The organism is Ruminococcus albus AD2013, assembly GCF_000526775.1.
In the GTDB taxonomy this organism is placed as follows: domain Bacteria; phylum Bacillota; class Clostridia; order Oscillospirales; family Ruminococcaceae; genus Hominimerdicola; species Hominimerdicola alba_A.
Genome location: NZ_JAGS01000001.1, coordinates 1463047 through 1475342 on the forward strand (window position 1 = coordinate 1463047; position 12296 = coordinate 1475342).

General features: G+C 44.3%; 13 protein-coding genes. 8 read left to right on the top strand and 5 right to left on the bottom strand.

The genetic code is table 11. From position 1 onward, the window contains the following. Window positions 1-2: 2 nt before the first annotated feature. Together N773_RS0106475 and N773_RS0106480 are read left to right on the top strand one after the other, a co-directional pair. The gene (locus tag N773_RS0106475; protein ID WP_024857028.1) at window positions 3-758 is read left to right on the top strand and encodes a thioesterase II family protein; all 756 of its coding nucleotides are present in this window, start codon (window positions 3-5) and stop codon (window positions 756-758) included. After that, window positions 758-1753: a Gfo/Idh/MocA family oxidoreductase gene (locus N773_RS0106480; RefSeq protein WP_024857029.1), complete on the top strand. Its 996-nt coding sequence runs from the start codon at window positions 758-760 to the stop codon at window positions 1751-1753. Before N773_RS0106475 ends, N773_RS0106480 begins: the two co-directional genes overlap by 1 nt. Window positions 1754-1975: 222 nt before the next feature. Here N773_RS0106480 and N773_RS22880 read toward each other — a convergent pair whose 3' ends face one another. From N773_RS22880 to N773_RS0106500, 4 genes are all read right to left on the bottom strand, one after another. Further along, entirely contained in the window at window positions 1976-3496 is a 1521-nt protein-coding gene (locus N773_RS22880) for a dockerin type I repeat-containing protein (protein WP_024857030.1), read from the bottom strand. Between the two features lie 142 nt (window positions 3497-3638). Beyond that, on the bottom strand, window positions 3639-4142 hold the full coding sequence (locus tag N773_RS0106490) for a Gx transporter family protein (RefSeq protein ID WP_024857031.1): 504 nt from the start codon (window positions 4140-4142) through the stop codon (window positions 3639-3641). 4 nt (window positions 4143-4146) lie between these two features. Then, window positions 4147-4506 carry a NusG domain II-containing protein gene (locus N773_RS0106495; RefSeq protein ID WP_024857032.1) on the bottom strand — a complete coding sequence of 120 codons (360 nt, stop codon included), beginning with the start codon at window positions 4504-4506 and terminating at the stop codon, window positions 4147-4149. Beyond that, window positions 4503-5549 (bottom strand): FAD:protein FMN transferase, encoded by a 1047-nt coding sequence (locus N773_RS0106500; protein ID WP_024857033.1) that lies wholly within the window; start codon window positions 5547-5549, stop codon window positions 4503-4505. The genes N773_RS0106495 and N773_RS0106500 overlap by 4 nt, the downstream gene beginning before the upstream one ends. Window positions 5550-5957: 408 nt before the next feature. Here N773_RS0106500 and N773_RS0106505 point away from each other — a divergent pair, with 408 nt between their 5' ends. After that, window positions 5958-7436, top strand: a complete 1479-nt coding sequence (locus tag N773_RS0106505; protein ID WP_024857034.1) for an FMN-binding protein — start codon at window positions 5958-5960, stop codon at window positions 7434-7436. A gap of 118 nt (window positions 7437-7554) precedes the next feature. Here N773_RS0106505 and N773_RS0106510 read toward each other — a convergent pair whose 3' ends face one another. Beyond that, window positions 7555-7923 (bottom strand): metal-dependent transcriptional regulator, encoded by a 369-nt coding sequence (locus N773_RS0106510; protein WP_024857035.1) that lies wholly within the window; start codon window positions 7921-7923, stop codon window positions 7555-7557. Window positions 7924-8182: 259 nt separating this feature from the next. On the opposite strand from N773_RS0106510, the gene N773_RS0106515 reads away from it, so the two are divergent. From N773_RS0106515 to feoB, 5 genes are all read left to right on the top strand, one after another. Then, the gene (locus N773_RS0106515; protein ID WP_024857036.1) at window positions 8183-8746 is read left to right on the top strand and encodes a DUF3793 family protein; all 564 of its coding nucleotides are present in this window, start codon (window positions 8183-8185) and stop codon (window positions 8744-8746) included. A 17-nt stretch (window positions 8747-8763) separates the two neighbouring features. Continuing rightward, window positions 8764-9168 (top strand): flavodoxin, encoded by a 405-nt coding sequence (locus N773_RS0106520; RefSeq protein WP_024857037.1) that lies wholly within the window; start codon window positions 8764-8766, stop codon window positions 9166-9168. A 208-nt stretch (window positions 9169-9376) separates the two neighbouring features. Beyond that, complete coding sequence (locus tag N773_RS0106525; protein WP_024857038.1) at window positions 9377-9589, top strand: FeoA family protein; 213 nt, start codon at window positions 9377-9379, stop codon at window positions 9587-9589. Between the two features lie 11 nt (window positions 9590-9600). Next, the gene (locus tag N773_RS0106530; protein ID WP_024857039.1) at window positions 9601-9819 is read left to right on the top strand and encodes a FeoA family protein; all 219 of its coding nucleotides are present in this window, start codon (window positions 9601-9603) and stop codon (window positions 9817-9819) included. Window positions 9820-9874: 55 nt separating this feature from the next. Next, entirely contained in the window at window positions 9875-12289 is a 2415-nt protein-coding gene (feoB, locus tag N773_RS0106535) for a ferrous iron transport protein B (RefSeq protein WP_024857040.1), read from the top strand. Window positions 12290-12296: the final 7 nt, after the last annotated feature.

The following is a 12296-nucleotide window of genomic DNA, read 5'->3' on the forward strand; positions in this document are numbered from 1 at the left end:
ATATGAATAAAAGCAGATGGATAGCCCATGAAAGATTTGATGAGAACAATAAAATAAACCTGTTTTGTTTCACTTTTCCCGGAGGAAGTGCCAGCAGTTTCGCGACCTGGAAAAAGCTGATCGACCCATCTATAAACCTTATCCCAATACTTTATCCCGAACGTGAGATAAGAAAGAAAGATCCTATGGAGGAGACTTTCGATAAGTTCATCGAAGACCTGGTAAATGACAATATCGAGCTTTTCAGTATGCCCTATGCATTTTTCGGTTACTGCGGCGGTGCAGTTATTGCCTATGAGGCGGCAGTTAGAGTCAGGGAGCTCACAGGCAAAGAACCACTTTGGGGACTTGTGGCATCAAGTGAAGCCCCTGAATATCTGAGGGACTCACTTGTTGAGTTCCCTCAGAAAGATGCCAAGAACGATATAACCGAATATCTTGTGAGCCTGGGTATGTTCGATGAAAAGATAGTCCAGAGCGATATGTTCCTGCAATACTATGTGCCTCTGCTGAAAGCTGACTGCAAAATGCTCGATACTTTCATTTACCGTGAACACGATAAGCTCTCCCTTGACCTTGATGTGCTTTACGGCAAGGAAGACCACACTGTTGATTACGAAAAAGCAAAGCAATGGCAGGGCGTTACCAGCGGTGAGATGCGCCTTGAGGTACGTGAGGGCGGTCACTTCTTTGTGGATACCCAGAAAAAAGAAGTTTGTGACCTGATAAATCAGCGTCTTGTCGGAAAGGTACAGTAATGGATGATAAAATAAAAGCAGTTGTATGCGGTGTAAATTTCGGCAGTTTTTATATAAACGCTATCGAAAACAGCAGTGAGCTTTCACTGTGCGGCATACTCTCAAAAGGCAGTGAAAAAAGCCGCATTATATCCGAAAAATATAAGGTACCGCTCTATACCGACACTGAAAATATAAACGATGCAGATGTTGTCATAATGGCTGCCAGATCCATGATAACAGGAGGAAAAAGCTCCAATGCTGTAAAAAAGCTTCTGAAAAAAGGCATACCTGTACTACAGGAACAACCCGTGCATCATCTTGAAGTTAAAGACCTTATCTCAGCCTGCGAAAATACAAAGTATGCTGTAAATAATTTCTATAGATATCTGCCCTCGGTAAGCGAATTTCTGAATTATGCCCGCAAGCTGCTTACTGAAAGAAAGCTCCTGCGAATTCGCATGAGCTGTAGTTCACAGGTGCTCTATCCGCTTATGGATGTGCTTTACAGCGTCACAGGCGGTGCGGATACCTTCTCTGCAAACAAAGCATCCGATGGTGCTATGTCCGTCATAACAGGCGAAATAAACGGCATACCCTATGTACTTGACTATTACAACGAGTACACAGAAAACATAGACTCATCACTTGCACTGTTCTTTGATATGAAGATAGACACTGACGGCGGCAATCTTATACTCACAGACCCTGTGGGCGATGTCATATGGCAGCAGCATCTCAGCTGCCTGAGAGATAATGATTTCGATAACAATACATACCGCAATAATATACCGATGAAGCGTCTGTATTCGGGTAATGCCGAGAGCTATGCCGAGCTCTATAACGAGCTTTGGCAAAAAGCAATGGAAAACTCCATAATAGACTTCGCTGACAGTGATGCTTCCATTCTCAAAGCCAGAATTCTCAGACAGTGCGAAATGTGCGGCACAGTAACAAAAGCAGCAGGTACTCCAGTAAAGATCGAAACACCTTATACAGATTCATATTCGCTCTGATATCATAGCACACAGCTTATTATAAAGGAAGCAGTCAATTGTGACCGCTGAAGAACAAAAGCCCTTAGAAACGCTTTCTGAAAGCAATTCTAGGGGCTTTTCCCTTATATTAAGGTTCACTAAAACGTTTCACATAGATCTCCCCTGATAAAACAGAAAGCACCGCTTTCATTATGAAAGAAGTGCTTTCTGCGTCTGTATTAAAGGATTTGGTTAGAATTCTTACTTTATAAGCTTTTTGCCCTTGACATGAGCAGCGATTTGTATAATATCCGTGACGTTAACTTTACCGTCTTTATTAACATCTGCTGCTTTGATGCCCTTTTCATCAAGCATCTTTTTGCCCTTTACCTGAGCTGCGACCTTTGTAATATCAGTGATATTGATATTTCCATCACCGTTCACATCACCCAATGCATAATCCTCGGTTCCTTCATTCTTCTTTGAATAAGTGAACACCAGGTCATTCTCATATCCCTTTGCCTTTACCGTTATGTTGAAGCTTTCGCCTTCGGCAAATACATCACTCTCGGTATCCAGTGTACCGTCTTCCTTGATGATCTTCTTTGCTCTTCTGCCGCTTGCTGAATATTCATTCTCGTTTACAGCAACAGTCGAGATGTTTTTGATATATGCTTCAAGCTGCTCAGCAGTAAAGCCCTCAGCTGCGATAAGCTTGTTCTCCTCGCCGTCAAATGCAGCCGGAAGATCTGCTGTTGTCAGCAAAAAGCTTGCAGAGATATCTGCATACTTGCCCTTGTTATCCTTAGAGATAAGTGTGTAGCTGCCCGGGTTTGCATTAGCAAAGGTAAAGCTGTTGCCCTCAAATACTGCTTCAAGATTCTCGATGCTGTATGATATGTCGAAATCTTCGGGAATATCGGTCAGTGTTATATCTGCCTTGCCTGCAGTGATATCTGTATTTTCAACAGCGATTCCACCGTTGAACTTAACGGGCACATATACCTCGCCCACATCTACCTTGACATAGCCTGCGGCTGTGATGTAATCCATCTCGGTAATGGTGTTGCCCATCAGGCTCTCAAAGCCCTTGTAGTCCAGTGCTATACCATGAGCTTCGGTGGTCTTTATGCCTGATGACCATGAGAACTCTGCATTTCTCCAGATATTCTGCTCGTGACGCAGTGCGTATGCCGCACCGTCCTTTGTCTTAATGAGTATACCGTAGATGATAGTGCCATTCTCGGGCTTGCCTGTAACATTTCCTGCATAATCTCCCCATGGAGTGCTGGTGTTCAGTGTCATTGAACCTGTTACTATATCAGGATTCTCGTCATTTACTGCCGAGAAGCTCACTTCTCCTTCATTTACGGTAACGGTCTTGTAAGCTTCGGGCTTTTCAGCTGACTCAGAGAAACCGTAGTTGTTCTCGCCCAGTGCCTCAAGGTCTGCCTGCTTGATAGCAACAGGATAAACAACGCCGTATATCTTACCCAGTTCATCAGAACCTTCCTCACCTGCATTGTTATATGTACCCTCAAAAAGCTGACCCTCACCGTTCATTCTTGTCTTGTTGACAGTTGCGGAAGTTACAGCATCAAGACCCTCTGCATTGCTCAGGTTCTCCGACTCTGCCGCATAGAACTTGTCATAGGGTATCTGCATCGTACCGTATACATACTCCTCTGCCTTTACCTCATCAGCAAAAACGCTCAGCGGTATCGAAGCTGCTGCCATTGCAGCGCAGATCGACAAACTGAAAATTTTCTTTGTTTTATTCATTCGTACTACTCCTTATCATTTATTTACACCAATGAGTTAGATTTAACTAACCTATTGGTATATTACCTGTGTCAACATCGAGTATCATACCATATTTCTGGTAATTCGTCAATTGTTTTAGATAAATGTTTACAAGTAAGTCTCAGCTAACCTTTCCCAATTTTCTGAGTCTTTTGCATATCACCTGAGCACAAAGTCCCGTGAACAGACCCGCAATGCACCCCGATATCATCAGAAAAGGAAGATACGCTATCACGGATGTACTTCTCAGCACAAGCATCGCAACAGCTATCTGCCCGATATTATGCAGCACCGCCCCCACAATGCTGAGAAACCACATATTGTCCTCACGTATGATATTTTTCAATAGTTCCATGCCTATAAAGCAGAGAGTTCCCCCCGCGATGCTGTACCACAGTGCCATCAGATTACCGCTGAAAAGCGCCCCCAGAAGTATCCTGCTGTAAAGCATCATAGCTGTTTCACCCGGACGATAATTGTAAACACAATACACTGTAACTATATTCGCAAGCCCAAGCTTTACTCCCGGTATCGGAACGATTTCTGGTATACGAAGTTCAACGATGAATATTATCAGTGCAAGACAGGTCAGAAGACCAAGCCGTGTAAGTTTTTTTGTATCCATCATCTCACCTCGCTGTACCGTCGATATCGCTGTTCTCATACTCTATCACAAGTCTGTTTGGCAGACATACTATTGGCTTTCCGTCCTCCAGCCAGCCTGTATCCACACAGATATGGTCGGGACAATCTGCGCATTTCATATGTATCCTGCCGTCCTGAATCTCAACTGTATTTTTTCTTCCCTCGTACTCAACCTCTATCGTTCTGTCTATTTCTGATGTGAGGTCAATGCGGTAAAGTTCTTTGCCGTTTTGAGAGATAACGACCGTCTTCCCGCTTTTAGGTCTCATAATGTATGCGCACCATACTGCCGCCGCACCAAGCATCACCAGAGTTATGATGATACAGATATTCCTTATCTTCATCTTTCCACCACCGTAACATCATCAACATTAGGTGAAAAGCTTTCAGATATTCCCTCCGTGACATATACCACGCCCTTATCGTTAACAAGTATCATATCAAAATCATGGTTCTCACGCCAATATCCGCAGGCATCATCAAGCCCCATTACATACAGCGAGGTCGAAAGTGCATCGCACATTCTGCCCTCGTTCCCGATGATGGTCACACTTGCAAGACCGCTTTCTGCTGGTCTTCCTGTTTCGGGGTCGAGGATATGCTTGTATATCAAGCCGTCCATTTCAAAAAACCTTTCGTATCCACCCGATGTTATAACAGCACATTCCCCTATGGTGAGAGTGCCTATACTTCCTTCGCCGAAAGGATCACGTATACCGACTTTCCATTTCGTTCCATCGGGCTTTGAATCACCGACAGTCTGTATATTTCCCCCAAGGTCAAGCAGAGCGGACGTCACACCCTGTTCTTTTAAAGCTTTTGCTGCCGCATCCCCCGCACTTCCTTTTGCAATTGCACCAAGGTCAATCTCCGTATTTTCGGGAACAGATGCCTTGCCATCACCCGCTTTTATCCTGTCAACGCCTTTACATTCCAGTAATGAAGATATCTCGTCATCATCGGGAACACGGTATTCACCCGTAGTAAACCCCCATGCCCTGAGAACAGGATAAAGTGTTATATCAAGTGCACCGTTTGTCCGACTGTGCATATCTATGGCAAAATCAAGTAGTTCTTCGGTTTCGGTACTTATCGGAACTTCTGCCCCACCGCTGTGGTCGATGGCATATATCTCGCTGTTCTCATCAGTTACAGACCATAACTTTTCGAGCCTTGTTATCTCTTTCTGTGCGGCTTCTATGCCTTTTTTGCCGTTATCGCCGTATGCAGTTACGGTCATATAGGTATCCATGGCAAATACCGAACCACTGGTTTTCTTATCATCCGCAATTACTTCGGTATTGTCTTTATCGGTGTTTGCCGCACAGGAATTCAGCATCAACAAGGCTGATACGACTATAGCCCGCGCTATTATTTTCTTCTTCATACATCCTCCGATCTGCCGCTGTCATATTTCAGTCACTTCCATCAGACCTTCGGCATCTCCCTTATGCAGTTAGTTTAAACTAGCTGCATGGTGTATTATACTATATCGCAGCAGAAAAATCAAGGGCATCTTTAAACGAATCGGCTGTTTGTTAGTTACAGCTAATAAGTCATAATGACGAACCAGCATAAAGTTAGCTATGGCTAATTTTGTGATTATAAACTTTTCGTAAAAATATATAATCTATGATTGACAAATGTATCTGAGTAAAGTATAATGTTTGATTGGAGTTAGTCCTATATAACGAAGTAAGGATCATCTTTCGTAATTTGCGGCAGAAAACAGATAAAGAATACTGCGGTGAACTTTGGAGATATCCTTAAAACCACAGATAGTGAGGTAGAGAATATGTTATTTTTGATTTCGTTGACGATCGCAGTGCTGTTCTCGGTGCTGTGCGCAGGTGCTTTGAAAAAAGCACCTCTGGCATTTTACATCGGCGGCACGCTGATTTCGGTGCTGATGGTAGTACTGGCACAACAGCCAGTGGAAAATGCTTTTCTTCGCAAGTATGTAATCGGGCTGTTTTCGAGAGGTTCGCTGGCAGCTGCCCTCTGGATGGTAGTAATGGGTATGCGTGTACTGCCCGATGGCAGTAAGGGGATAAAACGTCTGATGCCTGTAAGAGGTGAACTATCCATCTTTGCGGCGACAGTTACGCTATCCCATATAGTATTCTACGGTCTTTCTTATATAAAGCGTCTTACAGATCCCAATTTCAGCAAAGTAGCAGATTTCATTATCACCTGCGTTATATGCGCATCTCTGGTGCTTATTATGCTTCCATTGACTATCATATCTTTCAAAAAGATACGCAAGAAGATGAACGCTAAAAAATGGAAGAACATACAGCGTGCAGCATATGTTTTCTACGGACTCATCTATCTGCACGTGATAGTACTGTTCATACCGAAAGCGCGTGCAGGTATCGAGGGCTATTTCTTCAGCTGTATAGTTTATACTGCTGTATTCGGTGCTTATCTTATTCTAAGAGTCAGAAAATGGTACGTAAAAAATAAGACTCCCGAAAGCAAAGCATGGCTGAATATAGCAAGTACCGCCTGCGTAGTTCTATTTACAGGCATTATCGCTTTCTGCAGTTACAGCAAACCCCAGAACAGGGTAAGAACCAGCAAACCCGCCGCCAGAACTCTTACCGTAAAGAGAAATACGGATATTTCTACCACTGATGATGAAGACAGAACAACATTAAGACTTAGCACAGATGATACTTCATCGGAAGATGCAGAAGAAAGCAGTTCTTCCGAAAGCAAAAAATCATCTGACAGCAGTTCTTCAAAAAAAGACGGTTCAAGTAAAAAGGACAGTTCCTCAAGCAAAGATGATACAGACGAAGAAGAACAGGATGAAGAAACCCGTGAAGAACAAGAGGAACAGGAAGAACAGAATGAACATGAAGAACAGAACGAACATCACGAAGAAAAGAATGACAACAGACAGGAAGAAAAACCCGAGAAACATGAGGAGCAGCGTCAGGAAGTAAAGGAACCAGTTCAGACTCAGCCTCCTGTTACCGAACCGCCAGAGCCTGAATACATCTACAATAACGGAACATATAAGGATTCGGCTTACGGATATGACGGTGAGGTACACGTAACCTTAACCATAGAAAACGATGTCATCACTGAAATCTCAGCCTACTCAGATGAGGAAGATCCCGAGTATTTCGATTCAGCCTATGAGACTGTTGCAGGCGATATCCTCTATTATCAAAGCTGCGAAGTTGATGCAGTTTCAGGCGCAACATACAGCTCCAATGCCATAATGAAAGCCGCAAAGAAATGCCTTGAACAGGCTAGAAAGTGATCGGATAGATCCCTGTCATATAATAACAAAACTTCCCCCGCGGAGCAATTATCCGCAGGGGAAGTTTTTATAAAATGCATAATTTATGAAACAGCCGTTGCTTTCATTTTTTACCCATTTATCCCTGTGAAAGCACATAATTCACAAGCTTTTCCATAGTTTCCTCATCGAGTACCGAGCTGATCATCATGCTTGCTTCACCTGCTTTTTTAGGATCTATCCCCACTTTTGAAGTAAAGAAATCCTGCAATATCACACATGGAGTAAACAGTCCGTTTGCTTCGGAAACCCCCTTTTGTGTCAACGCTATCTGACGATAAGGCTCCTTGATTATCAGTTCTTCATCAATGAGCTTTTTGCACATCTTTACAGCGCTTGCCTTTGCAACATGGAGATAATCTGCGATATCCGTCGTGCGAACACGATCGCCGTTCTGTCCCAAAAGATATATTGTGATAAGATATTTTTTCTGCTGTTCTGTCAGCATATACACTCCCCCTTTGTAGTTAGACTTTTATAACCATTATATATTATCATTTGCAGATATTAAAGTCAATATATTGACAATTGTCAGTTAGTAAATTCTAACTATATCACAAAAAAGTTAGGTTAGTTATAACGAACTTCTATCCGTTTCTACAAAATTTTCTCACAGATGAATAATATCCTTGACTTTACAAAGAATACAAAGTATAATATAAGCAGATGGTTAGTTAGTTCTAACCCTTAATGGAAAGGAGCAGTCTATGCTTGTTGAAGAAATAAAAAGACTTGAAAATGTTCTTGCATTTCACGCAGCACCCACATTAATGGGTATGAAATGCGGAAGTCTGCCGACACTTTCGTCAGAAGAATATAACATTGACGAGCTGTCACGGCTTTTTGCCAAAAGATATTTCGGAACAAGGATAGGCGCGCGTATCATCAGCAGGTGCAGTCATCGGACAATAATATATCTCTATGATATGCGTCTGCTTGAAGCAACACTTTCCGACAAAGCTGTGAGAAATTTCCTTGCGGAATACGGCTACGATAAGTCATGGGATGCACAATCTTGCCTTGACAGATTGTGCAAACGGCTGACGCAGAGCGATTTTCCTCACGAAATAGGCATTTTTCTCGGCTACCCGCTGGAAGACGTAAAGGGCTTTATTGCCAATTGCGGAAAGAAGTGCAAATTATGCGGAGTCTGGAAAGTATACGGCGATGTGGAACGTGCAAAGGCTATGTTTGAATGCTACAAGCAGTGTAGGATACACCTTTGCAAAGAACTGAAAAAAGGCAAACAGCTGCGCTCCTGCGTAGCTTAATAATAGGAGGTACTATGATGAAAACAGCAGTAATTTATTGGAGCGGCACAGGCAACACCGAGGCAATGGCAAATGCAGTCGCAGAAGGTGCGGGAGTATCCGCAACTCAGGTATCAGCATTTAACGGTGATGTCAGTGAGTTCGATGCACTTGCACTTGGCTGCCCTGCTATGGGTGCCGAGGAGCTTGAAGATACCGAGTTCGAGCCTTTCTTCACAAGTATAGAAGGCAAGATCAGCGGCAAGAAGATAGCACTTTTCGGTTCTTACGACTGGGGTGACGGAGAGTGGATGCGTCTCTGGGCTGACAGAGTAAAGGCAGCCGGCGCAGAGATCGTTGATGGTGAGGGTCTTATCGTCAATAACACCCCCGATGATGATGCTCTTGCAAAATGCCGCGATCTTGGAAAAAAGCTTGCTTAAATCATCTGTTCATTTTCTAACAAGAAGGCTGCCGTATAGAAATAACGGCAGCCTTTCGGTTAGTTATTTCTAATAAAAAATGCAGTTTACTTCGGCTAACTCTTCGGTCAACCAAACAAAGTGAACTTAAGATTATTGACTTTTGTGAGCTAGTGATGTATAATTAAGTAAAAGTTAGGTTTTTCTAACCTATGTAAAGGAGGAACACATGATGCCTTTGGTATCTGCAAATGCAGGAGAAAGCTACACTATCGCACGGATCGGCGGAACAAATGAAGTTCGCAAGCATCTTGAAGACCTTGGTTTCGCAGTTGGCGGAAAGGTCACTGTTATTTCCGTAATGGCAGGAAATCTCATCGTGAACGTAAAGGAAACGAGAGTGGCTGTGAGCCGAGAATTAGCGATGAAAATTATGGTATAGGGGGAAAAGATATGACACTGAGAGATGCAAAGATCGGCGATACCGTCACTGTAAAAAAGCTTACGGGGGAAGGTGCGGTCAAGCGCAGGATAATGGATATGGGACTGACAAAGGGCACTTCGGTCACGATACGCAAGGTAGCACCTCTGGGAGACCCGATAGAGGTCACAGTGCGCGGCTACGAGCTGTCTATCCGCAAAGCTGACGCAGAAATGGTCGAGGTTCTTTGAACCTTTATTTTTTGGATTAAAGTTAGCCATAGCTAACAATATAGGAGGAAAAATTATGAGTATTAAAATAGCGCTTGCGGGTAATCCCAACTGCGGAAAGACCACGCTTTTCAACGCGCTGACAGGCTCAAATCAGTTCGTAGGAAACTGGCCGGGAGTCACTGTTGAGAAAAAAGAGGGCAAGCTGAAAAAACACAATGATGTCATAGTCACCGACCTGCCCGGCATCTATTCACTTTCACCTTACACGCTGGAGGAAGTCGTAGCACGAAACTACCTTATCGATGAACAGCCCGATGTTATCCTTAACATCATCGACGGCACGAACTTAGAGCGAAATCTCTACCTGACAACACAGCTGACAGAGCTGGGGATACCCGTTGTCTGCGCCGTGAATATGATGGACGTGGTAAACAAAAACGGCGATAAGATCAACGTTTCAAAGCTCTCCGAAGCGATCGGCTGCAAGGTAATAGAAATATCGGCTCTGAAAAATGAAGGTATTTCCGAAGCCGCCGAAGCTGCAATTTCCGCTGCTGACACAAAACACGGCGGACCTGTTCACCGTTTTGATGCGGCTATCGAACACGCCCTCGCACATATAGAAGAAGCCTGTGTTCATGATCTGCCCGATGAACAGCAGAGATGGTACGCAATAAAGCTTTTCGAGCGCGATGACAAGGTGATAGAAAAACTGGGTATCAAGAATGAAAAGCTTGCTCATATAAATAAGGATATCGAAAAAGTCGAGAAAGAACTGGACGACGACAGCGAATCCATAATCACCAACGAGCGTTATAACTACATTTCAAACATCATCGACAGCTGCCTTGTGAAAAAGAACAAAGGCGCATTGAGCACTTCGGACAAGATCGATAAGATCGTTACCAACCGCTGGCTGGGTCTGCCGATATTTGCTGCTATAATGTTCGCGGTATACTGGATAGCAATGGTTGGCGTGGGCGCACCTCTCACCGATTTCACTAACGACAACATCTTCGGTGAAGACGGTTTCCACTTTCTCGGTAAAGGAACTTCCGATTATGAAGAAGCATCCGAGGAATACGCAGGCGCACAACTTATAATCGACGGCTATGATGCTTACGTTGAAGCTAACGGAACGGCTCCCGCCGATGAATTTACATACGAAGTCGAAGACGAGGAAACTCTGGAAATATCCGAGGAAACAGCAACCATCGCCGACTACGAATCAGCCCTCGCCACAATCGAGAAAATAGGCGATGAACCCGATCCGGCTGATTATGGCTGGTATGTTCCCCCTGTTCCTGCTCTTGCTGAAAAAGCACTGGATAAAGTCGGTGCAGCTGCATGGCTGAAGGGTCTTATCATTGACGGCATCATTGCAGGATGCGGTGCAGTACTTGGATTCGTTCCTCAGATGCTTGTACTTTTCCTGATGCTGGCATTTCTTGAAGCCTGCGGATATATGTCCCGTATCGCTTTTGTACTTGACAGAGTTTTCCGCAAGTTCGGTCTTTCGGGCAAGAGCTTCATACCCATGCTTGTTGGTGTAGGCTGCGGTGTTCCCGGTATCATGGCAAGCCGTACAATCGAGAACGAGCGCGACAGACGTATGACCATCATGACAACGACATTCATTCCCTGCGGTGCGAAAGTTCCTTTCATCGCCATGGTAGCTGGTGCGATCTTCGGCGGTGCTGCATGGGTAGCTACTTCGGCTTACTTCATCGGCATGGCTGCTATCATAATCTCAGGTATTATGCTGAAAAAGACAAAAATGTTCGCAGGCGACCCTGCACCTTTCGTTATGGAACTTCCCGCTTACCATCTCCCCACCGTAAAGAACGTTCTTCGTTCAATGTGGGAGCGCGGCTGGTCTTTCATCAAGAAGGCAGGTACAGTAATACTTATCTCTCAGGTAGTTGTATGGTTCACAAGCCGCTTCGGATTTGTTGACGGAAGCTTCGGTATGCTGGAGGAAGAAGAACTCAGCTCATCTATTCTGGCAAAACTCGGAAGTGTTATCGCATGGATATTCATTCCTCTTGGCTGGGGCAACTGGCAGGCGGCTGTGGCTTCTATCACAGGTCTTGTGGCTAAGGAAAACATCGTCGGAACAATGGGCACACTTTACGGCGGCGGAGACAAAACTGTTTGGCAGGAACTGGCAGTTCAGTTCACATCCATCACAGGTTATTCCTTCCTTGTATTCAACCTGCTGTGTGCACCCTGCTTCGCGGCTATCGGCGCTATCAAGCGTGAGATGAACAACGCCAAGTGGACATGGTTCGCGATCGGCTATCAGTGCGGATTTGCATATGCTATCGCACTCATGATAAACCAGTTCGGCGGAATGATCACAGGCAATACCAATATCCTCGGCGTTATATGCGCAGCAGCAATACTGGCTTGCATGATATATATGCTTTTCAGACCTTACAAGGAAGCAACCAAGCTGACTTCAAAGCTGGCAGTCAGCAAAGCATAAAGGAGTG